The organism is Psychrobacter sp. H7-1 (assembly GCF_904846585.1).
Lineage (GTDB): Bacteria > Pseudomonadota > Gammaproteobacteria > Pseudomonadales > Moraxellaceae > Psychrobacter > Psychrobacter raelei.
The window spans coordinates 13649-36506 of sequence record NZ_CAJHBH010000022.1 but is presented as its reverse complement, the minus strand read 5'-3'; the positions used below and the strand labels follow the sequence as shown (position 1 = coordinate 36506).

Genomic DNA, 22858 nt, shown 5'->3' with positions numbered 1-22858 from the left:
CCAAAGACCTGATTGCTAATGACACGTTATTGTGCAAAGTAATGCCATAAAACCGCTACAAGCTGTCTTTATTTAGACTGTAGCGGTTATTTTTTAACTATATTTTGAAGACTTATTACCTATTGTTTTACAATCATTTGTAACCACATATGATTTTTAAATGGGTTTAAGCTACACTTAATCACAATATAAATGGCCAAATATTGCCGATAGAAACAACGCCATATCCACTGAAAATTATAATAACAGTGATGGGCCCCTTTGATTTTGAGACTATAGTATGACTGAAGTAACCGCCCCAAATCACCAGCCTCTAATACCCTCTTGGTTAACCAGCCAGCACTTATCTGGCATGTTGCGTGGTATAGAAAAAGAGGGGTTAAGAATGCAGTCTGATGGATACTTGGCTCAGACGCCGCATCCTCAATCTTTGGGCTCAAAATTGACCCATCCTTATATCACCACCGATTATTCGGAGAGCTTACTTGAGCTGATCACCTCGCCTAAGTCCACTGTGGCCGAGACCCTTAATATGCTGCGTGAGCTGCATGTTTTGGTGTATCAGTCTTTAGAAGATGGGGAGCTGATGTGGCCGCTGTCTATGCCTTGTATGCTCTCATCCGATGACAATGACATTCCTCTTGCCGAATATGGCAGCTCTAATGTCGGCCGCTTAAAGACTTTATATCGCAGTGGGCTTGGCATACGTTATGGTCGCCGGATGCAAACCATCGCCGGTCTGCATTACAACCTGTCATTTGGGGATGATTTATTCAGCGCTTGGCGTGACAACACCCCTAAGTCTGAGCAATTAGAGTCATTGAGCGAATTTAAAAATGCCAAATACTTAGGCCTGATTCGTAACTTTAAGCGCATGAGCAGCTTGGTGCTGTATTTAACTGGCGCCAGTCCCTCAGTATGTCCTTGCTTCTTAACTGGCCGTAAGCACAACTTACAGCTGATGAATAACACCACTTACTATAGTCCCAAAGCCACCAGTCTGCGTATGGGCAAATTGGGCTATACCAACAGTGTTCAAGATCAATTAGACATCCGCTATAACAATTTACCTGAATATATCGAAGGTCTGCGCCGCGCTATCAATACCCCGTTCTCAGGCTTTACCGAGCTTGGTCTAGATGACGATGAGGGCAATCCGATTCAGATTAACGATCATATTTTACAGATCGAAAATGAATACTACAGCCCAATCCGCCCCAAACAAATTGCTGAGTCTGAAGAAGCTCCAAGCCATGCCTTAGAGGCGCGCGGCATCGCTTATGTGGAGTTTAGAGCCGTTGACTTAGACCCCTATAGTGATATCGGTATTCGCTTATCGACCGCCTGTTTCTTAGAAGTATTGGCACTGTACTGCCTGCTTACCGACTCACCTGACTTACTGCCAGAAGAGGATGCGGTACTGGCAGAAAACCTTGAGCGTGTGGTCAATAACGGTCGTGCTCCAGGCTTGACCATCCAAACTTGTGACGGTAGCGAGCAAAACCTAAGCGAGTGGATGCAGCAGCACTTAGAGGCCATGATGCCTCTAGCCACGTTATTAGATGCAGAATATGGCGGCAATAATTATCGTGTGGCCGTCACCTTAATGCTAGGTAAAGCGGTATACCCCGATGCCACCTTATCTGCTCAAGTCTTGGCCGATACCCAAAGACTGGGCAGTACTTGGCAGCTGGGTCATGCCCTAGCCCAGCAGCACCGTGAATCTATCCTGCGCAGCTCATTGAGTCCAAAAACTCAGGCCAAATATGAAGTGTTGGCCGAAAAATCTTGGCTACAACAGCAGGAGCTTGAAAAAGACGACTCACAAGACTTCTATGACTATATTCAGCATTATAGATAAAGGCTTTTGCGCTCATCATCAGCGTGTCAGGTTTTGCCAGACAATAAGGGTTATTAGGCTGTCAAGAAGCGACCACAAATGATGCAAAGCCTTATCTGAGCTGTTCACAGAAATAATTTTCTGAATCTGGTTTTTGAGTTTAGAATATAACGCTTAATGTTGCCGATATCATTATTAGCTGTATTAGCTAATTATACTGGCTCTCTTTGTTAGTGTTCCTAAGGAGCAAACTTTTATGCAGCGTCTCCTCACTTACCGTGCGTTAAACTTTATTTTGTTCATCGCCTCTGTCGTGGCCATGCTATTTGCCATTATATTTTTGCAAAACTACAAAGGGCTTGAACCTTGCCCCTTGTGTATTTTTCAACGTATCGGCTTGATGGTCATGGGCGGATTTTCGCTGATTGCTGCTGTGGGCCATCCCAAAAAAATGGGAATGCAATTACTGCTGTGGATAGGGTCAATGGCTGGTATCTTATGGTCGGCAGGTGTGGCAGCGCGTCATGTGTGGATTCAACATTTGCCCGCTGATCAAGTACCGGCGTGTGGCCCTGGTCTGGATTACTTCCTTGAGGCGTTACCGATGAAGCAGGTGATTAATCAAGTTTTATCCGGTTCAGGCGAGTGTGCTGAGATCAGCTGGAGATTTTTGGGCTTATCTATCCCAGAACAAGCGCTTATCTTGTTTACCGCGTTGATTTTGGTTAACCTACTAGTCTTATGGCGTATTATTAGCAAGCGCACCGCTTAGTAGTGCATCAGCGTTCATTCATTTAGCTTTCATTTATTAGATAGACATCAGAGGTTCCATGCACGTTCATATTTTAGGTATCTGTGGCACATTTATGGGGTCACTTGCATTGTTGGCTCGCGATCTTGGCCATACTGTCACCGGTTCTGACGCCAATATTTATCCCCCTATGTCCACTCAGCTAGAACGTGCTGGGGTCAGTATTCAAGAAGGCTATCACGCCACTCATTTACAGCCTGCGCCTGACTTGGTTATCGTGGGCAATGCCATGAAACGGGGCATTGAAGCGGTAGAGTACATGCTGGATACTGGCATACCCTACACCTCAGGGCCGCAGTTTTTGTCAGAGCATGTGTTACAACATCGCCATGTATTGGCGGTGGCGGGTACGCATGGAAAAACCACCACCACCACTATGCTCGCTTGGGTGCTGCATTACTGCGGTATCGATGCCGGCTTCTTAATTGGTGGTGTGCCTTTGGTCGAGAGCGAGAATGACAATCTGACTAAAGCCTTTGCTCACAGCAGCTACTTGGGCGCTGATAAAAATGCCCAAGGCGGGCGTGGTTACTTCGTGATTGAAGCCGATGAGTATGATTCAGCCTTCTTTGATAAACGCTCAAAATTTGTACATTATCGCCCGCGTACCGCTATCTTGAATAACCTTGAGTTTGATCACGCTGACATTTTTAAAGATTTGGATGCCATTCAGACGCAGTTCCACCATATGATTCGTATGATCCCAAGCTCTGGGCAAATTATTATGCCGGCTCATACGCCAAGCTTAGAGGCCGCCATAGACAAAGGCTGCTGGACCCCCATCTGGCGCACCCAGATTGCCAATAACGGGCAGCAAGATAAGAGCGCTCAAGATAAAGCCCTCCAAGATGACTCTATCGCCTGGCAGGCTGAGCTTATCAGCGAAGATGGCAGTCAATTTGCCATTCACTTCACCAATACCCAAGGCGACATCTTGAGTGGCGAGGTACACTGGGGCATGAGTGGCCGTCACAATGTCGAGAATGCTATGGTGGCCGTGGCGGCCGCTTATGACATCGGTATCAGCGTGGCCGATGCTTGTGCGGCGTTATCGCAGTTCTCTGGTATTAAGCGCCGCATGGAGCTGATCGCAGAGCTAGGCGCTGCTGAGAGTGGCAGCACTTTTGGGGTGAAAGTATTTGATGACTTTGCCCATCATCCCACAGCGATTACCACCACCTTAGATGGTGCCAAAAAGAAATTAAAAGGCGCCAAAATTTGGGCCATTATTGAGCCGCGCAGCAATACCATGAAGCTTGGGGTACACAAGGACAATCTGGCGGCTTCAGCACAGCTGGCAGATGAGGTGATCTGGTATGAGCCTGCCGGTTTGGAATGGGGTCTAACTGATGTCATTGAGGGCGCTAATAACAGCAACCAACAATACGTGATGAATGACACCCAAAAGATCATTGACCATATTTGCGCCAAGCTTGGCCAATCCTCTCAAGATGACGCCATTATCATTATGTCTAATGGCGGCTTTGAGGGCATTCATCAGCGCTTAATTGCGGCACTAAAAAAAGACTAATTTTTTAATCACATCAAATACATAAGACGGCCTCATTGGTAACACAATGGGGCTTTTTTATGTGTCAACCTCGCTTGAAACAAAACTCTATATAAGTTATACAATCAATTACCCAAAAACTGCCAATTTCAATCAATCGCCCAACTAAACTCACATAGCTCGTACGTACTTAACAATTCAGCCTTAGCACCTGTATAAGTTATTGATTAAAATCCTTATTAGAAAAGTTCTGTACCGTCTCAGCGACGGTATAAGTAACTCATAAAACGACTATTAAAATTATTAGTTAAACATATTAGATGGTTAAAACACCATCACAATTTTTGTAAGGAAGAGACTTCATGAGTATTATTTGGACAATTATTATAGGTTTGATTGCCGGTTTATTGGCACGTGCTATTAAGCCAGGCAACGATGCTATGGGCTGGATTATGACCATCGTACTGGGTATCGCAGGGGCGTTGGTTGGTGGCTTTATCGCCAGTGCAATTGGCGTGAACGCTGATGGCGGCTTTATTGGTCTGGCTTTCTCAGTAATTGGTGCTATTATCTTATTGTTCATCTATGAATTGATCATGAGCAAACGCTAATAGAGCACGATTAAGACGTGATTGAGCTCAAACATCTTATGAGATCAAATGGCTCACTAAATAATAATAATAACAAGCGGTAACCCTAACTATGTTTGCAGCGGACTTCTCCTCAAGTCCGCTTTTTTTGACTCACCTTTTTTTGACTCGCCTTTTTTGAATGTAGCACCTTGATATTTATGCCCTCCCCCCTCATTCAGTTAGATATAATAGTCTAACGACTGTCCCTTATTGCATTTTTGATTTGATTACACGTTTTATTTAACGGCACTTTTCGTTTAATTGCATCTCTCATTTACCTATTAATTAACTCATTGCGTGATTTCTTATGGCCATATTACCGATTTTAAGCTACCCCGACCCTAGGCTGCGTACCATCGCAGAGCCGATCAAAACTGTTGATGCTGAAATAAAACAGCTTATCAAAGACATGATTGAAACCATGTATGACGCCAAAGGCATTGGGCTTGCAGCCACTCAAGTGGATCGTCATATTCAGCTTATCGTCATGGATTTGTCTGAAAACAATGACTCGCCTCGGGTATTTATTAACCCCAAAGTTACCCCGTTGGTGGAAGATAAAAAGCCTTACGAGGAAGGGTGCCTATCGGTACCAGATGTCTATGATTCAGTGGATCGTCCAGTAAAAGTGAAAATCGAAGCGCTTGATGCAGATGGCAATGCCTTTGAAGAGATTGCAGAAGGCCTATTGGCAGTGTGTATCCAGCATGAAATGGATCACTTAAACGGTGTCTTGTTCGTCGATTATTTATCACGCCTAAAGCAGACCCGTGCCCGTGATAAGGTCAAAAAATATCTTAAAACCCGTGAAAAGCAACTACAGCACAACAAAGCCTAGTCGCTAACGATACCGTGGTAAACATCAAACCCAAAAAAAAGCCCATCACACTTAACTGTGATGGGCTTTTTTGACTTTAGGCCATTTAGAAGATCAAAGCAGAGCGGCTCAGCCCTTAGCCCTTTAGACCCAGCACATCTTGCATGTCATAGCGACCTGGGGCCTGCGCCACTACCCAAGTGGCCGCACGCACAGCACCTGCGGCAAAGGTCATACGCTCACGGGCATGATGCTTAATCTCCACCATCTCACCATCCGCTATTAGCATCACACTGTGGTCACCAATGATTTCACCGCCGCGAATAGCGTGGATGCCAATGCTACCTGGTTTTCGCTCGCCAGTTTGCCCCTCTCGGCCATAGACAGCCACTTGTTTTAAGTCCTGACCACGGGCGGTCGCAGCGGCATTGGCCATCATAAAAGCGGTACCTGAAGGGGCATCGACTTTGTGCTTGTGATGTGACTCAATGACTTCGATATCAGCGCTATCACCAAAAGCCTTAGCGGCCATCTCAATAAGCTTTAATGACACGTTAACACCAGTAGAATAGTTGCCGGCATATACCACAGGGATTTGAGCACTGGCGGCATTAAGCATGGCTTCTTGGGCTTCACTGAGGCCTGTGGTACCGATCACCATCGCCACCTTGTGCTTCGCGCACAACTGCACATTTTTTTCAGTGGCGTCAGGCAAGCTAAAGTCGATTAGCACATCAATGTTGCCAAGCTCAGCGGCTAAGTCATCTGATAAGGCGACCTGATTTTTGTGTTGACCAATCAATTCGCCCGCATCTACCCCGATAAGACTTGAGCCACTGCGCTCAATGGCGGCAGCCAATACGGTGTTAGCATTGTTGTGTACCGCTTCAATTAACATGCGCCCCATCCGGCCGCCGGCACCAATCACGCCTACTTTGATGGTCTGTGATGCAGTCTGAGTCATTATTTTATCCTTTAAGTAATCTGTATGAGGCTAATAATAGCATGATTATCTATGCTGCTAAATTTGCAAGTTGCCATGATAAGTTTGACGTCTACCTGACAGTCGTCCTTTGATTTTGATTGCCCCATTATCTAGCCATAAGGGGGGTAGCAGACAGCCCACAAAAAAACCCATACGTTTCACGTGAAACATATGGGCCATAACTAAGCCATCTAAGCTATCTTAGTCAAACAGATCGCCTAACTTTTCAAAGAAAGATTTTTTCTTGGGCGACTGATGATGCTTGCTGTCACCATCTAAAGTGTCTTGGAACTGACGCAGTAAATCTTTTTGTTCACGGGTTAGGTTCACAGGCGTCTCAACCATGATACGGCAGATTAAGTCGCCTTTCATGGTGGTGCGTACAGGGGTGACACCCTTGCCGCGGACACGCAGTAGCTTACCACTTTGGGTGCCTTCAGCCACTTTGATTTTGACCTTGCCATCAAGCGTTGGAATTTCCACTTCTTTGCCGAGCGCCGCATCGGTAATACTCACAGGTACATCCATATAAAGGTCAGCACCTTGGCGCTTGAACACAGGATGTTCTTTGACACGCACTTCAACATATAAGTCGCCGTTTTGGACGCCTGCGCCTCCCGCTTCACCTTCACCGGCCAAGCGTACTCTATCACCATCGTCAACACCGGCTGGGATAGAGACCTCTAGGGTGCGTGACTTATCTTTTACGCCAGTACCATGGCAGTCATTACAAGGGTTCTTAATCTCTTGACCACTGCCGCCACAGTTAGGACAGGTTTGCTGCACTGCAAAGAAGCCTTGTTGCATGCGTACTTGACCATGGCCACCACAAGTACTACACGTTTGGATATCTGAGGCATTCTTAGCACCTTTACCATCACAAGTTTCACAAGGGGCAGGTGCGGTAAAGCTGATTTCTTTTTTGCAGCCTCGTACGGCCTCTTCTAAGCTCAGCTCAATGACATAGCGTAAGTCTGAGCCACGGCGCTGACGACCACCGCCCCCACGAGATTGACCGAAGATATCACCGAAGTTACCAAAGATATCACCGAAGATGTCTTGGAAGTTACCCGCACCTGCGCCACCAAAGCCGCCGCCACCCATGCCATTTTCGAAGGCTGCATGACCCATGCGGTCATAGGCTGAGCGTTTTTCTTTATCGCTTAATACTTCATAAGCCATCGAGGCTTCTTTGAATTTTTCTTCTGCATCAGGATCATCAGAATTACGATCTGGGTGGTATTTCATGGCCAGTTTACGGTAGGCCTTTTTAATCTCGCGCTCATCTGCGCTTCTATCAACGCCTAAAACTTCGTAAAAATCTCGCTTACTCATGGAGGCTCCTATCAACATGCCGGCTATGTTTCACGTGAAACACATTTATAGTTGGCATTAAAATGGGTACTAAACACACAATGGTTTAAATGATTCAAAATAATTAATCAATACTTTGCCTGTTTAATGGTGACAAACACCTCAATTATCAAGCAATTATGCTAAAATCGCCCTATTCTCCCTGTTATTTATTGAAGTTGATACCTCGCCTCTATGAAATCATTAAAATTTTTACTGATTAGCCTAGTTATTATTGCCGTTGTGATTTTTGCAGGATCACCTTACTACGCTGCGTATCAACTCAAGAATGCTTATGACACCCATGATGGCGCTACTTTGACCCATCACATCGACTTTGAGCAGCTACAGCCCAATATCCAAAACCAGCTCACCAGCAAGTTTGCCAACACTTTGCAGCAGTATCCGCTGGTGGCACAATTGGGCGGTGAAACATTAACCGAAGCGGCCGATGAGTTCATCCATGCGTCAGTCACTAAGGCGGTCACTGAGGAAAATATCCGTAGCCTAATTAATACCCAAGGCCAAGCCAATCAAGCCACCAAAGAGCTTGCTGCCGCGTGGGCTATTGCCAGTAATAAGGTGGATTTGCAGCGCTTGATTCAAGACATCATCGTGCAGCGTGGTGATATCAATGCGGTACTCAAAAACCAAATGCAGCAGATTATGAGTGCACAATCCACAGAGCTTGAAAGCCATGTTCAAAGTGGCGAGGACAGCGCCAAACCAAAGCTGTCTTACTGCGGCATCAACTGCTTTACCCTGTCAGGTCAAGTTAAAGGCTACCCGCTGACGCTACAGATGCAGCGTGAGGGTCTAATTGGCTGGAAAATTATTAACGTGGTGTTGCCTTAGCCGCTTAACATTTCGTTCGGCCTTCAGGCGTTAATTTAGCCCTAAAAAAGGGAGAAAACTTGGGTCTTTATAGGGTGCGTTAAATGCCGCCCCATCCTCTCGATAAATAGCAGGCGTAGCAAATACTGCCAGCCCTGCTGCCTTCACCTGATTTGCCTTTAGATGATCGATGCCACTGCGACAGGTATTGGTCACAGGCTTGCCACTCATCGCTTCATCTAAGGCTTGTTTGCGAGCTGCTTTGTCAGCGGCACACCATATCTGACGCATTTGTTCTGGTGACTGCTCATAGTAAGGATAAGCGATGACTTTAACGGTCACACCTTTGGCATTCAGCTTGGCCATATCCTGATGTAGAACTCGGCAATAAGGACAATTGATGTCGGTGGCGACATAAATGACTGCTTTTTCGGTAGTGGTCGCCGGATAAATGACCAGATTGTCGTCATCAAGACTAGAGAGGACATGAAGGTTCTTCTTTTGTTCAAAATCAGCATCTAGACCGGCAAATTGACCATTTTCAATGACCGAAATCTCACCACTGGTAAATACAGTGGCCTCAGTATTGGTAATAAAAGGCTGCCCCTTTAAGGTTGCGCCCCAAATCACCCCTGGCACGGCGGTGTGATATAGCGCCACATCGGGCGTCATATTCTTTAATAGGCTGCTGTTTTTTAACATAGAGGCTCGCAAATCATCACTGACTGGCATCCCACTTAAAGTTTTGCTCGGTAATTGCTGCGGCGTGGGGACTTTTACTGGACTGGGATTGGGCTTTAATTCGCCTTGCAAAATATAAGCACCGTCAGCGGTGATGTGCAGTGGTGGCTGCGGCTCAGTTGAGGGATTTTGTACCAAGGTTATCTGGTACATAGAAGGCAGCTTTGAGGGCTGTATAGAGGCAATGGGCGTCATCATACCCGCATTACTCAGTATCTGCTTAATAAAATCCTGTTGCTGCGGCGTTGGCGCTTTTAATGGGCTGATATCGTTGGCAGCAAGCTTGTCATAGGCCTCATTAAAGGCTGACAAATCAGCATGGGCTGAGGGCATGATGACCAAGGCCGATAGTAGAACTGGCATAGCTAGCAATAGGGTCAATGATTTACTGCATATGAGCCTAAGTGTGTTTAAAAAGTGCGACATGACAACTCCTAATTTCAGCGCTTAATGCAATAACAAGTACTGAGGACAATTGACTTCCTCCCCTCGCTAAAGTGAGGGGATTGTACAGCTAGACGGTCAAGCCCGACCGCAAGGATGTTCTTAGCAGCATTGATATAATAACAATAGCTTATTTATCCTACCCCGATGACTCTATTTGTTATATTTTGTTAGGCAGACAACGCCGGCTAGATTTCGTTTAGTCATTTACCCTGTCGTCTACCCTGCCCTTACTGCTCGCAATCTCGTTAAGCAGCCTCATAAATAGCCAAAAAAAATGGACACCTAAAGCGCCCATTTAAATAAAAAAACGAATAAACTTACTATCATTTAGAAGCTATTTACTTCATCTTCGGTCAAGAAGCGGCTATCGCCTTTCTCTAATCCTTCAAGTGTTATGCCGCCAATGCTGGCACGGTGTAGCTCAACAACTTTATTGCCAAAATAGGCCATCATACGTTTGACTTGATGGTATTTACCTTCGGTCAAAATTAGACGCGCGTGGGTCTCATCAATGAATTCTAATAACGCAGGCTTGGTCGGCTCATAATCGCCATCTAGCAAGATGCCTTGGCCTACTTTTTTGACCGCATGCGCTTGCGCTTCTTCATCCATAGCATCGGCTAAGGTTAATTCATACACCTTTTCATGCAGATGACGCGGGCTGGTCACTCGGTGTAGCCAGCTGCCATCATCACTTAAGATTAAGGCACCGGTGGTATCCACATCGAGACGGCCTGCGATACGCAAGTTACTCAGCTCAGGCACTGCGATAAGTTCAGTAACAATCGGATATTCTTTGGGTTTTAGGGTACACTCAAAGCCTTCAGGCTTATGCAATAAAATATAGCGGCTACCGGTCGCCACTGATAACGGCTCACCGGCCCACATCACTTCATCATTAAGCACATCAACGTGTACGCTGCCATCTTTTACTACTTCATCATTGACCGTAATCTCACTGGCGTGCAGCACTTTTTTCGCTTCTTTACGCGACAGTTCGGTGGCCTTGCTGATAAATTTGTCTAAACGCATTTATGGTATCCTTGGTTCTATAACTGAATGGGTCTACTATACAAAATAGCGGTAACCTCACTTATCAGATATAAATATTTTTGGGTGGTTAATATGATTCACAGTTTAACACACCCGCTCTAGGTGCGATTGATGACTTTTTTGACCCGACCTATTTTTGGCAGTTTGTCTATTTTTATTTTTAATCAACCACTCACAAATCTATAGCCCGATAACCTATAACCCCTAACGCTTAAATCCCTAACGCTTATGACTTATCAAACCTTAGCTGCGCCCGTTAGCGCCCGACTTGAAATCAAGAAGTCTGACTTTATTACTTACGCCTATCCGGTTCACAGCCGTGAAAAAGCTATGTTTCACGTGGAACAATTGCGGGCCAAATATCCCGATGCCCGCCATCACTGTTGGGCTTACATAATCGGTGACCCCAATAACACCACCAGTGCCGGTTTCGATGATGATGGAGAGCCCAATGGGACTGCTGGGCGGCCGATCCTTAATGTGTTGCAGCACAAAAGTATTGGCAATGTGATTGTCATAGTGGTGCGTTATTTTGGCGGTATTAAGCTCGGTGCTGGTGGCTTGACTCGGGCTTATGCCGGCTCAGCTCAGGCCGTGGTAGATGAGATGACACTCACTACTTATGTGCCGATGACTCAGGTTGAGATTGAGGCGGATTTTGCCAATGAATCGCAAGTGCGCTATGTGGTAGAGGACATGGGCGGTGAAATTGGTGATGTCAGCTATAGTAAGTGTGTTACCTTAACTGCCACTTTGCCAGAGGCTGATGTCGAGGCGCTAAAAGAGCGTTTGAGCATATATGGCAGGCTATTGGAGCAGGAATAACATAATATAACAAATCTCAGTAACCAATCGTTCACTGAAAGTTGTTGGTTTTTTCTCATTTTAACGGCATTATAGCGTTCTGAAAGGTTGATAACGACCCGTTGATGACGGAGAAGTTATTGGCCTTTTTCATCTGTATCAATAATATTTTTATACCAATAACAAGATGAGCTCATTGCTATGATCGATCTAATAAAAAAACAAATAAAATTACAAACAAGAATTGTGGCCGTAAAAGCTGCCAAAAAGAAAAGAGCCACCGCCAGATCTCAACTCTCATTGAGCAAAAGAGGCCAATTTAATCCTCCGCCTTTTAACCCTCCATTTTGGTTAAGCAACCCGCATTTACAAACCATTTTGCCAAAGTTTGTTGCCCCACAGGCGCCTAAATACAGACGTGAAATCCTGCGCGACTCGTTGAATGAAAGCGATGTGGCCTATGACTTTTATGATGCACATCCGGTAGATAATACCGATGATAAAATCGAAACAACCCCGCTTGTGGTATTGTTCCATGGTATGGAGGGCAGCAGTGACAGCCACTATGCCCGAGTATTGGCGCATCAGATGCACGCTGAAGGGTGGCACTTTGTGGTGGCGCACTTTCGTAGCTGCGGCGGCGTCCCGGCTAAAGGCCGAGTATTCTATAACGCCGGCGACACCGCTGAGATTCACCACATGCTACAAACCTTAAGACAGCATTATCAGAATATCTATGCCGTTGGGGTCTCGCTAGGCGGTAATGCCTTGGCCAAATATATGGGCGAATACGCAGATGATGCACAGTGTGAGGCGGCAGTGGTGGTCTCAGCTCCAGTAGATATGTCTTCTGCTGCGGTAAGTATGCACCGCTTTGTCAGCCATAAGATTTACACCCCATATCTGCTCAATCCCATTATTAAAAAAGCCTTGCTCAATGAGATCAGTGAAGAGGAGATTGAAGCCATTAAGTCGGTCGATCGTATCAGTGATTTTGATACCATCTTTACAGCGCCGCGCCATGGCTACCGCTCAAATACGGATTACTACTATCGCTCATCGGCTCTGCCCCATCTTGGTGATGTGACCCATCCTATGCTGCTGATCAGTGCCAAAGATGACCCCTTTATCGGCTTTACCGCCACCGCCAATGATGTGTCTGACCAAGTCACTATCTTAGACACCAAGCATGGCGGTCATATTGGCTATTTGCGCTACCAACCCAAAGCCGCTAAAACCACTCGAAATGGCGCCGCTAAACCCAGCACAAAAGAGGGTAAGTTCGATATCAACTGGATTCCAGAAACCGTCAGTGCTTACTTTAAATCAGTAGGCATCGATGAGGCCGCTCACTCTTCATAAAGGCGGCTACTGCCTGCCTATGGTCTCAAGAAAATGGTTGCGGGTGACGCCTTAGGCACGCCCGCTGCTTTGAAAGCAGGACAGTTTTGCGCATAATCTAAGTCCTACCTTCAATCTTGAGACCTGTGTATGTATCCTTTTTATCGTTATACCAAATCTATTGTTAAGGCGATTGTCGCCCAAAAAAAAGGGGACACCGTTGGCCTAGAAGATGTGGCCACGATGCAGTTTCGATGCAGCCTGACGGATATCGATAACTTCTTGGAGATGAATAACGGCCGCGTGTTTACCTTATATGACTTGGGTCGTACCGACTTTGCGGTGCGCAGTGGCTTAGGCAAGCAGCTGCTTGAGAACCGCTGGGGACTGGTGGTGGCAGGCAGTACCATTCAATACCGCAAGCGTATTCGGGCTTTTGACTTGGTCACCATCAAGACGCGTATTGCTGCTATTGATGAGCGCTGGATCTATGTGGAGCAGTCAATGTGGGTTAAAGGTCAGCCTTGCTCTTCGGCACTACTGCGTACTGGGGTGACCAAAGGTGGACGCGTTTTGCAGACCCAACAGGTGCTAGATGCGCTGGGTAAATCTGACTGGAAACTACCGCCCACAGGCTATGTGGCCGAGTGGATTAAAAGCGATGCCGATCGCCCTTGGCCGCCTAGTGTTTAAGCCCTCCCAGATAGCCGTTATCCCCCTCTAAATCAGTAGCTAAATAAAAGACTAAGTGTCAAAAAGAACTCCGATACTGTGGGTTCTTTTTTTATGGCTGTGGCTGTGATTGTGGTTGTGGGTGTAACTGTAATTCGGTATTTAAAATATTCGATGTATTTAAAGCATTCGATGCAAAAATGAGCCAAATTCGCATTATAAAAATACCCATGAGAGGTGTAGAATACCTGCCTTGCTTTGCTACAGATCCTATTGAGTTAACTGCTGTTATTAGGCAGAATATTGGAATATCCACTCATGAGCCCGTCAAACATTCCGTCAACCCCCCCTTTACATGGCCTTGCCGATACGCCGGCAAATAATCCGCTCAACAAGTCTCCTGCTCCTTTACACACCACTGCCAAGCCCAATATTAATAAGCCAGCTAAAGGTGATGGCAAAAACAATAAAAAATACGCCACTATTTGGCGATGGCACTTCTATGCCGGCATGTTTATTGCGCCTTTTTTGCTCATACTCTCGTTATCAGCGCTGGGTATGCTGTTTATGGCCAATACAGTGGGGCCAAATAATGAGCTGCTCACTGTCTCCAAACAAGACACGATAACGCCTGTATCGGTACAGGCCCATAGCGCTTTGAGCGCTGTCCCTGATGGCACGCTAAAGCAATATATTGCGCCCAAAAGCGATCACAATGTGGCTTTATTTCGTGTGGGCTCAGAGACAGGCCAAACCATGGTCGCTGTCGACCCTTATAGCGCAAAAGTCATAAAAATCGCCCCTAGCGACAGCAACCTTTACCATACCTTTGACAATATCCACTCTGATTTGCTTATCGGAAAAGTTGGTGATTATCTGCTAGAGACTGCAGCATCACTCACCACGCTACTGGTATTAACGGGTTGGTATCTGTGGTGGTACCGCCGTAAATCGATCAAAGCCATGCTGATTCCAGATGCCAAGCTAAACAACAAACGCTCAACCTTCGTCACCATACACGCCACTTTAGGCACTTGGCTGTCTGTTTTGTTATTGCTATTTTGTGTGTCGGGTATGGCCTGGGCAGGTATCTGGGGCGGTAAGGTGGTGCAGGCATGGAGTCAGTTCCCAGCCGGCAAATGGGGCAATGGGCCTATGCTCGCCTCCACCCTACCCCCTACCCACGGCGAGGCTTTAAACAGCAGTGGCATAAAAGAAGTGCCTTGGATTCTTGAGCTAACCCCTATGCCAACGTCAGGCTCCACGCTTGGTGAAAAAGGCATTGACCCAAGCTTACCGATAACCCTAGATACTGTAGACAGATTTGCCCGTGACAGTGGGTTTGAGGGCCGCTATCAGCTTAACTTGCCGCAAGGTGAAACCGGCGTCTGGACCTTGAGTCAAGACTCGATGAGCTATGATACGCCAAGCCCAATGGCAGATCGCACCATGCATATAGATCGCTATTCGGGCAAGGTATTGGCTGATATTCGCTTCGAGGATTACAATGCCTTTGGTAAATTTATGGCCGCAGGCAATGCCATTCATATGGGTACTTTGGGACTGTGGATCTTAATGGCCAATGTGTTATTTTGTCTGTCGGTCATTACCATATGTATCAGTGGTTATGTTATGTGGTGGCAGCGCCGTCCCAGTAAGCTTAATACCGCTGCAACTCAAAAATCAGGCCTAAATCCACCACCGAGCAAAGGCGATATCCCTTGGGGATTGGCCATTATCTTATTGATAGTATCGGTGATTTTTCCCACCGCCATTATTGCCATTGTGGCCATTGCGGTGCTCGACTTTGTAATTATCGGCCGAGTCCCTGTATTAAAAAGGCTGCTTAAGTAGGCCAAGATAAGATGGTTTAGCCTATAGTCGATTATTCATAGTGGCATAAACCAGCACTGCAAACCAATCAGAGCTTATCGCAACCGGTAAGCTCTTTTTTATTGAAATCTCTTTATGACATCCTAACGAGAGCCTAGTGTAAATGGCGGATAAATATGATTACAGCTCTATTAAAGACGCTATAGGTTTTATCCTCTATGATAAACCATTGCATTTACTGGCCTGTTATTTAATAGGCCCCAGATGACGTACAAGGATCCACATTGAGTCAAAAAACCACCCCTAATAAACAACTCGATCTCACCCAAGGGTCGATCGCCAAAACCATGCTGCTGTTCGCACTCCCCACATTGGGGTCGTCGATACTGCAGTCGTTAAATGGGTCGATAAATGCGGTTTGGGTGGGCCGATTTTTGGGAGAAGAAGCACTGGCCGCCACCGCCAACGGCAATATTGTCATGTTCATCTTGATCTCTTTTGTGTTTGGCTTTGGTATGGCCTCTACCATCTTGATTGGGCAAGCCATGGGACAGCGTGACAACGTGATGGTCAAGCGCACGCTCGGCACAGCCCTTGGCAGTATTATTCCTATCAGTGCCATATTGGCTACTATAGGCTGGCTATTTGCGCCCAACTTGCTCGATATATTAGGCACGCCAAGCAGTGCCTTTGATTTGGCATTGACGTATCTGCGCATGATTTTTGTGGCCATGCCGATCACCCTCACCTTCACTTTGATGATGATGGCGCTACGAGGGACGGGCGACTCTAAAACCCCGCTTTGGTTTATAGCGCTGTCGGTGGCTATAGATTTGATTTTGACGCCTCTGCTTATTATCGGCGTGGGTCCTTTTCCTCAGTGGGGCATCTTTGGCTCAGCCTTTGCGACGGCTGTTGCCAATACATTGGCGCTGATTGGTATGATTATCACCCTGTATTTGCGCGGCTCAGTACTTGCTCTTAATAGGTCTGACTTACGCTTTTTGCGCCCTGATCGAGGTATTCTTGCCTCGATGTTTTCTAAAGGGTTGCCGATGGGTCTACAAATGATAGTCATCTCTTCGGCCGCATTGACTATGCTCTCGCTGATTAACCGCGAAGGGGTGCAGACGACCGCAGCCTATAGTGCCACTCAGCAGCTCTGGACCTATGTGCAGATGCCAGCAATGGCGCTCAGTGCCGCAGCCAGTGCTATGGTGGCTCAAAATATCGGTGCTAACCAATGGCATAGGGTCTCTGACATCACCCGTTGGGGGCTTATTTTTAACGTATTATTGACAGGTCTACTTATCGGAGCACTGACTTTATTCGATAAATCCATATTAAGTTTATTCTTGGGCACTGACAGTACTGCGTTGCCCATCGCCAGTCATATTCAGATTATGGCGACGTGGGGGTTTTTATTCTTCGGGATAGCTCAGGTATTCTTTGGTACGATGCGAGCAAATGGCTATGTGATTTGGCCATTGATGGTGATGGTCATCTCTATGTATCCGGTACGTCTTGGCTTTGCTTTTGGCTTCTACTCCTGGCTTGGCGCCGATGCATTGTGGCTGTCGTTCCCTGCGGGGATGGTGGCGACTGCGGTTATGGGTGCAGGGCTATATCTACATGGCAAGTGGCGTAAAGGTCAGGTGTTACCGCCCAAAGAAGCGGCGCAAATCACTGAGGGCTACCGTGCTCAGGGAAGCTGTAGCGCCTCGTGTCGTGATGTGGCCTCCACTACGGCGTGGGAGCCTTTAGAGGATCAGCAAGTTGCGGCTCGTCGGTTTTGAGGGTGGGTTTCTGATAATATAAATAGGTAAACTTTATAGAAGATTAATTTATTAGGAATAGGGTATGACCACTCGAGTACAGATGATAATAGAGACGTTACGCGATTACCCAGATCAAATGTTCACCGCAAGACAGTTAGGTAAACTGTTTCTTGAACGTTATCCACACGACTTAGATGAAAAAAGAAAAAACCCTCGTTATAAAACTGATGCAGACCTTATCATCCAGCTTGCTGCAGAAATTGGCGGTGAACGAACTGAAGCGGCGAAACGACTTTGCCCAAATATCGTGACTCAAGATAAGCCCAGACCTAGACGTTATTATTGGCAAGCCACACCCGATACTTTTGATTTAATTGAAGAAGATGATATCGATGCCAATGACGACTTGGCAGAAAATATTGCCCCAAGTCTTAGCTCCTTTTCAGAGCACGACCTATACCCTATGCTGATTTCATATTTATCAGAGGATTTAGGTCTTTTTTGTCGCCGAATCGATGAGCGCCGATCCAGAAATATGCGCGGCTCAGGAGGTAATCATTGGCTACATCCAGATATTGTCGCATTAGAGACTCTGGATAAAGGGTGGAGCGAGGTGGTTCGTGCTTGCGTACGAGGCAGTAACGACTCATTCTTTAGACTATGGTCATTTGAAGTAAAAAAGAGTTTGAATAGAAGTAATGTCCGCAAAAGCTTTTTCCAAGCCGTATCCAATTCTAGTTGGGCAAATTTTGCTTATTTAGTGACCGCCAATTTAGACTCTGCTGTCGAAGCTGAATTACAAATGCTCTCAGGTTTACATGGTGTTGGGGTTTTACTATTAAATCAGCAGTCTTTATTTGACAGTCAAATTTTAATCCCTGCTCGTGAGCGTACTAATATTGACTGGCTTTCGGTAAATCGTATTGTAGAGGAGAATCAGGATTACGAAGCTTTCATCGATCAAGTTGGTATTTACAGTTAGACTGGCAGGCTAACCAAAAGTTTGTGGAATAAATAGACTGCCCCTAATCGATGTTAACTAAGTACCTATAAAATATTGTACCTATAAAACGTTTAAACTACTGACGAAAAAGAACTGCTATCACTTAATATCTGCTAAAGTAAATCAAAGCCATATCTGCTGTAAATCACTGTAGAAGTCAGACCATAAGATAAGGATGCCTGCCATGAGCTTATTAACTACCCTAAACCTAACCTGCCCCATCGTCCAAGCGCCAATGGCAGGCGGCGCCACCACACCTGAGCTGATCGCTGCGGTGAGTAACTTCGGTGGATTGGGCAGCTTGGGTGCGGGCACCACTGCACCTAGTAAGATTAATGAGCAGATTAATCAAATCAAAGCGCTTACTGACAAGCCGTTTGCAGTCAATCTGATGGTATTGTCTGCAACTGAGTCGACCACCTTTGATACACCGATGCCAGAGTGGTTACAGGCGCATTACGATACGCTTAATATACCAGTGGATTTGCCTTCTCATCCGGCGCAATCTTTTGAAGCGCAGTTTGCAGTACTGCTCAACAATCCGGTTCCTGTGGCCAGCTTTACCTTTGGTATTATCAGTAAGGCCCAAGTGGCAGCGTTACATGCGGTTGGCACTCAAGTAGTGGGCACCGCCAACCATCCGTTAGAAGCCAAAGCTTGGGCAGATATCGGAGCCGATGCGGTCTGTGTGCAAGGGGTCGAAGCTGGCGGGCATCGTGGCGGCTGGCTGCCCCAAAGTCAGCAAGACCCACTGGGTTTACTGACGCTAATTACGCAGACCAAGGCGGTGACCGACGTACCGCTTATTGCGGCAGGCGGCATTATGAGCGCTGAAGCGATTAAAGCGGTACAGGCAGCAGGTGCGCAGTTGGCACAGCTGGGGACGGCATTTTTGACCACGACTGAAAGCGGTGTCAGCGACCTATATAAGGCACAGTTATTGAAAGCTGCCCAGGGTGAACGTCGGGCACAAACTCGCCTGACTCGCCTGTTCTCAGGCAAGCAGGCACGCGGTTTGGTCAATGACTATCTTGAGCGCTTTAGCTCCTATGATAACGAGACCCTGCCCGCCTACCCTCAGCTCAATGCCATGACTCAGCCGATGCGAGCGGCAGCCGCGACAGCCAATAATCCAGAGTATATGTCACTGTGGGCAGGGCAAGGGGTAAGTCAGGTTCAAGCATTATCGGTTAATGAGCTCATGACGCAGTTGACTAATGGTTAGCTGCTCTGCGCTTTAAGCTGACTGTGTGTCGCCCGCAGTAAGAGCAGTGGCTTGTTGTTAGTAGCAATTATTGAAATGATAATTTAATAATTGCTCATCAGTTAATAAAACTTAACATTTGCCCCTATTTAAATTCTCATCTTCATACCCATACTAAGAGTCACTAATGATTTATTGATTTGAGTTTTGGGGCATATTTATGAATGAACGAGTATCTGATAATCCTCATCAAGGGTTACGTATTCACACCAAATACTATCGTCTGATTTTTACTGGTCTGATGGCGCTATTGATGTCGCTGATCATTTCATCTGCGCTTATCCTATTAAAACAAGGGTATAGTCAGCACTTCTTTAGTGAGCTGATGCACTCATGGGGCACCTCGTTTATATTCGCTTGGCCCAGTGCTTATGTGTGTGCTTATGTGATTCAGACCAAAATACTGACCCGCATTCATTTCCATAATGATGACTAACGCTTATCAGTAACACCGCACATATTAGGTAAAAAGCCCCAAACGGTTACGTTTGGGGCTTCTTCACTATGTTTTTTCACTTTAATGATTGACTGCTATAATGGGCTTGAACGGCCAATCATAAGCATGCCGTTATTTTTTGCTAGAATCTGGCATACCTTTATAGAATCCAGATAGCGCACAGATATGTTTCGCCATTTTAATATGATACTCAAACACACCTTTATCATAATCGTCTCTGCCTAACGCCAATAACCACGGTATCTTGTTATGGTTTCGAGTATATTGATTGACAGTATATGCCCGATAATAACCATCCTCACAAAATACACGATAAGTGGTATCGGTGTACGCACCACTGGCTTTCACACTCCTTACTTCACCATAAGCAACATTTCTCGAGCGGTAAGGACTATCCACATCCAAATACTCTTTTTGGTTTTCAGCATTACCAAGTAACGGTGGTATCTCATTGACCAACAGCCAGCGCCGCGGTTTTTCTGAACCTACTACTGTGGTAGGCTCAACCTTTTTCACCGCATCCAAAATATCCTGATACTCTTGTGCCGTAGGTAAGCTTCTCATCGCTTGTTTGTCTATATTTCGCTGCTGTACCTCGTTTAGGGTTGCGCAGCCACTCACCGTTAACAGTGAAGCCAGTGCTATAGCTAACGTCTTTATACCTCTATTCATTGTTATACATCCTCACCATTCTCTGTTTTATCAACACTAGGCTTGGGCTATCCATTTCTATTCTCTAGCCCTTAGCCTATGACTTGACGCTATAGCGACTTAATTGGCGGCATCAAGCAGCTGGAAGGGGAACGTCACCACATCAAAGGCTAGAGCGAAAGGCAATAACACCAGCTTGCCCGCCGCACTGGCACCATTGCTGGTGGTTGTGGTGGTTTTGCCATTGGTATAGATAGTGACCGGATAAGGCTTGGTTAAGGCACTATATTTAGATTGTATCAGGCTCAGATTACTGACTGCCGGATAGACACCACCTTTAATGGGTACGGTAAAGCAAAAGCGCTGGGCATTCATACGCTCATCACTTGAGCTACTGCACTCTTTACCGCCATTTTGTAAGAAGAAATTGTAATCGCTGCGCTGAAACTCATCTTTTAGCTTGGCATAAGACAGCTTCATTTGTCCTTGGAAGTGCCCGTCGTTATTGGGAGAGTAAAAGCGCATGTCGTTATCAACGCGGATATTTTTAGGGGTTAGATTGGTCAATAGATTGACCATCTCCGGGCCGCCTTGGCTGAGTACATAGCTGTACTTTTCACCCACTATGACCACACTACTTGAGGGCATATTGGCCAGCGGCGTGGCAGGGCGACCAAAGGCCACCAACTGATCCTCCACCAACACCTGCTCGCTGGTGGTGGTATGGCTGCTACTGCTTCCTGAGTTTAGCAGCTCAGTAGTAGCACAGCCTGATGCCAATAATAGCGACATTAGTGAGGCACCGCCTACCGCTAGTTTCAGACCCTTATTTGGCAGCTTAAGCGCTTTATTCATAAAATATCCTTATTTATTATGATGTTTTAAATCCAATATTTAGTATATATTATCAGTACGCTTGAGTGTCAATATCCTTTTACCAACCCTGCAGGTTTTTTGTATATGGCGCTGTGCTGAGTGGCTTAATACGTTAAGCCACGGCACCTGGTAATTGAGTTACTTTGTTCTTTAGACATGCCACTTGGTGATCTGGTGTGCCCTCTAATACTGGCTTTGTCTGCGCACAGCCATCATCTGCTATCGGACAGCGGGTACGGAACACGCAGCCTGAAGGCGGATTAATAGGGCTGGGTAAATCCCCCTCTAACAGCTGAATGGTTTTGTTCCGCTCAATCTGTGGATCTGGAATGGGCACAGCTGACATCAAGGCCTGGGTATAAGGATGGGTGGGATTGTCATATATGTCCTTATCAACACCAAGCTCGACGGCGTTACCCAGATACATCACCAGTACCCGATCTGAGATGTGCTTGACCACAGATAAGTCATGGGCAATAAAGATAAGCGCCAAGCCCATCTCTTTTTGGACGTCTTGTAGTAGATTAATCACCTGCGCCTGAATCGACACATCCAGCGCCGATACTGGCTCATCACAGATAATCAGCTTAGGTCTTAAGATAAGAGCGCGTGCAATGCCTATGCGTTGGCACTGACCGCCTGAGAATTCATGGGGATAACGGTTGACTTGGTTGGGCAGTAGACCGACCTTTTTCATCATGGCCCGTACTTCTTGTTCGACCTCAGATTTTGGCATCTTGGGATAGTAAGTGCGTAATGGCTCGGCAATGATATCACCCACCGTCATACGCGGGTTTAGTGACGCTAAGGGGTCTTGGAAAATCATCTGGATGTCTTTTCGCTTAAGACGCATCTGCTTTTTGGTGGCGCCCATCATCTCCTCGCCATTGAACTTAATACTCCCCGAACGGGCAGTCACTAAGCCAATAATGGTGCGAGCCAGCGTCGATTTACCGCAGCCCGACTCACCCACCACGCCTAAGGTTTCACCAGCGAATAATTCAAAGGAGACGCCGTTGACGGCCTTTAAAGTCGCCGGCTTTTGCCAAAAATAGCTGCCCTTTTGCTTGATATCAAAGCTGGTCACCACATCCCTTACTTGTAATAAAGGGGCATCATTTACCACATCGATTCGATTGCTTGTAGTCTGTGTCAT

21 protein-coding genes are annotated in these 22858 nt (G+C 46.3%); 14 read left to right on the top strand and 7 right to left on the bottom strand.

The genetic code is table 11. The features are described from left to right. Positions 1–280 precede the first annotated feature (280 nt). The 5 genes from gshA (at position 281) to def (ending at position 5631) form a co-directional block, all read left to right on the top strand. Positions 281–1861: a glutamate--cysteine ligase gene (gshA, locus tag JMX92_RS08035; RefSeq protein WP_011959342.1), complete on the top strand. Its 1581-nt coding sequence runs from the start codon at positions 281–283 to the stop codon at positions 1859–1861. A 235-nt stretch (positions 1862–2096) separates the two neighbouring features. Further along, positions 2097–2612, top strand: a complete 516-nt coding sequence (locus tag JMX92_RS08030) for a disulfide bond formation protein B (RefSeq protein ID WP_011959341.1) — start codon at positions 2097–2099, stop codon at positions 2610–2612. A gap of 58 nt (positions 2613–2670) precedes the next feature. Then, positions 2671–4182 carry a UDP-N-acetylmuramate:L-alanyl-gamma-D-glutamyl-meso-diaminopimelate ligase gene (mpl, locus tag JMX92_RS08025; RefSeq protein WP_201545057.1) on the top strand — a complete coding sequence of 504 codons (1512 nt, stop codon included), beginning with the start codon at positions 2671–2673 and terminating at the stop codon, positions 4180–4182. 341 nt (positions 4183–4523) lie between these two features. Further along, positions 4524–4772, top strand: a complete 249-nt coding sequence (locus JMX92_RS08020) for a GlsB/YeaQ/YmgE family stress response membrane protein (RefSeq protein ID WP_011959339.1) — start codon at positions 4524–4526, stop codon at positions 4770–4772. A gap of 328 nt (positions 4773–5100) precedes the next feature. Next, complete coding sequence (gene def / locus JMX92_RS08015; RefSeq protein WP_011959338.1) at positions 5101–5631, top strand: peptide deformylase; 531 nt, start codon at positions 5101–5103, stop codon at positions 5629–5631. Between the two features lie 115 nt (positions 5632–5746). Here the strand turns inward: def and dapB are convergent, their stop codons facing one another. Together dapB and dnaJ are read right to left on the bottom strand one after the other, a co-directional pair. Then, a complete protein-coding gene (gene dapB, locus JMX92_RS08010; RefSeq protein ID WP_011959337.1) occupies positions 5747–6574 on the bottom strand; it encodes a 4-hydroxy-tetrahydrodipicolinate reductase in 828 nt (275 codons plus the stop codon). Between the two features lie 222 nt (positions 6575–6796). Further along, complete coding sequence (dnaJ, locus tag JMX92_RS08005) at positions 6797–7930, bottom strand: molecular chaperone DnaJ (protein WP_011959335.1); 1134 nt, start codon at positions 7928–7930, stop codon at positions 6797–6799. A gap of 213 nt (positions 7931–8143) precedes the next feature. On the opposite strand from dnaJ, the gene JMX92_RS08000 reads away from it, so the two are divergent. Continuing rightward, complete coding sequence (locus JMX92_RS08000; protein WP_201545056.1) at positions 8144–8803, top strand: DUF2939 domain-containing protein; 660 nt, start codon at positions 8144–8146, stop codon at positions 8801–8803. Between the two features lie 30 nt (positions 8804–8833). Here the strand turns inward: JMX92_RS08000 and JMX92_RS07995 are convergent, their stop codons facing one another. Further along, positions 8834–9949: a thioredoxin fold domain-containing protein gene (locus tag JMX92_RS07995; RefSeq protein ID WP_201545055.1), complete on the bottom strand. Its 1116-nt coding sequence runs from the start codon at positions 9947–9949 to the stop codon at positions 8834–8836. A 348-nt stretch (positions 9950–10297) separates the two neighbouring features. Next, positions 10298–11002, bottom strand: a complete 705-nt coding sequence (locus JMX92_RS07990) for a pseudouridine synthase (protein ID WP_201545054.1) — start codon at positions 11000–11002, stop codon at positions 10298–10300. Between the two features lie 249 nt (positions 11003–11251). Between JMX92_RS07990 and JMX92_RS07985 the strand changes: the two genes are divergently transcribed. The 8 genes from JMX92_RS07985 (at position 11252) to JMX92_RS07950 (ending at position 20154) form a co-directional block, all read left to right on the top strand. Beyond that, positions 11252–11848: a YigZ family protein gene (locus JMX92_RS07985; protein ID WP_011959331.1), complete on the top strand. Its 597-nt coding sequence runs from the start codon at positions 11252–11254 to the stop codon at positions 11846–11848. Between the two features lie 180 nt (positions 11849–12028). After that, complete coding sequence (locus tag JMX92_RS07980) at positions 12029–13189, top strand: YheT family hydrolase (protein WP_011959330.1); 1161 nt, start codon at positions 12029–12031, stop codon at positions 13187–13189. Between the two features lie 129 nt (positions 13190–13318). Beyond that, positions 13319–13861 (top strand): acyl-CoA thioesterase, encoded by a 543-nt coding sequence (locus JMX92_RS07975; RefSeq protein WP_011959329.1) that lies wholly within the window; start codon positions 13319–13321, stop codon positions 13859–13861. 297 nt (positions 13862–14158) lie between these two features. Beyond that, on the top strand, positions 14159–15694 hold the full coding sequence (locus JMX92_RS07970) for a PepSY-associated TM helix domain-containing protein (protein ID WP_201545052.1): 1536 nt from the start codon (positions 14159–14161) through the stop codon (positions 15692–15694). 263 nt (positions 15695–15957) lie between these two features. Next, positions 15958–17469, top strand: a complete 1512-nt coding sequence (locus tag JMX92_RS07965) for an MATE family efflux transporter (protein WP_201545050.1) — start codon at positions 15958–15960, stop codon at positions 17467–17469. Positions 17470–17533: 64 nt separating this feature from the next. Then, on the top strand, positions 17534–18433 hold the full coding sequence (locus tag JMX92_RS07960; RefSeq protein ID WP_201545048.1) for a COG2958 family protein: 900 nt from the start codon (positions 17534–17536) through the stop codon (positions 18431–18433). A 205-nt stretch (positions 18434–18638) separates the two neighbouring features. Then, a complete protein-coding gene (locus JMX92_RS07955) occupies positions 18639–19679 on the top strand; it encodes an NAD(P)H-dependent flavin oxidoreductase (RefSeq protein ID WP_201545046.1) in 1041 nt (346 codons plus the stop codon). A 199-nt stretch (positions 19680–19878) separates the two neighbouring features. Next, positions 19879–20154 (top strand): DUF2798 domain-containing protein, encoded by a 276-nt coding sequence (locus JMX92_RS07950; RefSeq protein WP_110815857.1) that lies wholly within the window; start codon positions 19879–19881, stop codon positions 20152–20154. Positions 20155–20286: 132 nt separating this feature from the next. Here JMX92_RS07950 and JMX92_RS07945 read toward each other — a convergent pair whose 3' ends face one another. The 3 genes from JMX92_RS07945 to oppF form a co-directional block, all read right to left on the bottom strand. After that, a complete protein-coding gene (locus tag JMX92_RS07945; protein ID WP_201545043.1) occupies positions 20287–20847 on the bottom strand; it encodes a hypothetical protein in 561 nt (186 codons plus the stop codon). Positions 20848–20946: 99 nt separating this feature from the next. Next, positions 20947–21681, bottom strand: a complete 735-nt coding sequence (locus JMX92_RS07940) for a hypothetical protein (RefSeq protein ID WP_227675318.1) — start codon at positions 21679–21681, stop codon at positions 20947–20949. A gap of 133 nt (positions 21682–21814) precedes the next feature. Further along, on the bottom strand, positions 21815–22858 hold the full coding sequence (gene oppF / locus JMX92_RS07935; protein WP_201545042.1) for a murein tripeptide/oligopeptide ABC transporter ATP binding protein OppF: 1044 nt from the start codon (positions 22856–22858) through the stop codon (positions 21815–21817).

What these genes read in the sequence shown, in the direction of transcription:
- JMX92_RS07995 (WP_201545055.1), bottom strand. Translation starts at nt 9,949, where the DNA reads ATGTCGCACTTTTTAAACACACTTAGGCTCATATGCAGTAAATCATTG.
- JMX92_RS07975 (WP_011959329.1), top strand. Translation starts at nt 13,319, where the DNA reads ATGTATCCTTTTTATCGTTATACCAAATCTATTGTTAAGGCGATTGTC.
- JMX92_RS07955 (WP_201545046.1), top strand. Translation starts at nt 18,639, where the DNA reads ATGAGCTTATTAACTACCCTAAACCTAACCTGCCCCATCGTCCAAGCG.
- def (WP_011959338.1), top strand. Translation starts at nt 5,101, where the DNA reads ATGGCCATATTACCGATTTTAAGCTACCCCGACCCTAGGCTGCGTACC.
- JMX92_RS07940 (WP_227675318.1), bottom strand. Translation starts at nt 21,681, where the DNA reads ATGAATAAAGCGCTTAAGCTGCCAAATAAGGGTCTGAAACTAGCGGTA.
- JMX92_RS07985 (WP_011959331.1), top strand. Translation starts at nt 11,252, where the DNA reads ATGACTTATCAAACCTTAGCTGCGCCCGTTAGCGCCCGACTTGAAATC.
- JMX92_RS08000 (WP_201545056.1), top strand. Translation starts at nt 8,144, where the DNA reads ATGAAATCATTAAAATTTTTACTGATTAGCCTAGTTATTATTGCCGTT.
- JMX92_RS07945 (WP_201545043.1), bottom strand. Translation starts at nt 20,847, where the DNA reads ATGAATAGAGGTATAAAGACGTTAGCTATAGCACTGGCTTCACTGTTA.
- JMX92_RS07970 (WP_201545052.1), top strand. Translation starts at nt 14,159, where the DNA reads ATGAGCCCGTCAAACATTCCGTCAACCCCCCCTTTACATGGCCTTGCC.
- JMX92_RS07980 (WP_011959330.1), top strand. Translation starts at nt 12,029, where the DNA reads ATGATCGATCTAATAAAAAAACAAATAAAATTACAAACAAGAATTGTG.
- JMX92_RS08030 (WP_011959341.1), top strand. Translation starts at nt 2,097, where the DNA reads ATGCAGCGTCTCCTCACTTACCGTGCGTTAAACTTTATTTTGTTCATC.
- dapB (WP_011959337.1), bottom strand. Translation starts at nt 6,574, where the DNA reads ATGACTCAGACTGCATCACAGACCATCAAAGTAGGCGTGATTGGTGCC.
- JMX92_RS07990 (WP_201545054.1), bottom strand. Translation starts at nt 11,002, where the DNA reads ATGCGTTTAGACAAATTTATCAGCAAGGCCACCGAACTGTCGCGTAAA.
- JMX92_RS07950 (WP_110815857.1), top strand. Translation starts at nt 19,879, where the DNA reads ATGAATGAACGAGTATCTGATAATCCTCATCAAGGGTTACGTATTCAC.
- dnaJ (WP_011959335.1), bottom strand. Translation starts at nt 7,930, where the DNA reads ATGAGTAAGCGAGATTTTTACGAAGTTTTAGGCGTTGATAGAAGCGCA.
- JMX92_RS07960 (WP_201545048.1), top strand. Translation starts at nt 17,534, where the DNA reads ATGACCACTCGAGTACAGATGATAATAGAGACGTTACGCGATTACCCA.
- mpl (WP_201545057.1), top strand. Translation starts at nt 2,671, where the DNA reads ATGCACGTTCATATTTTAGGTATCTGTGGCACATTTATGGGGTCACTT.
- gshA (WP_011959342.1), top strand. Translation starts at nt 281, where the DNA reads ATGACTGAAGTAACCGCCCCAAATCACCAGCCTCTAATACCCTCTTGG.
- JMX92_RS08020 (WP_011959339.1), top strand. Translation starts at nt 4,524, where the DNA reads ATGAGTATTATTTGGACAATTATTATAGGTTTGATTGCCGGTTTATTG.
- oppF (WP_201545042.1), bottom strand. Translation starts at nt 22,858, where the DNA reads ATGACACAGACTACAAGCAATCGAATCGATGTGGTAAATGATGCCCCT.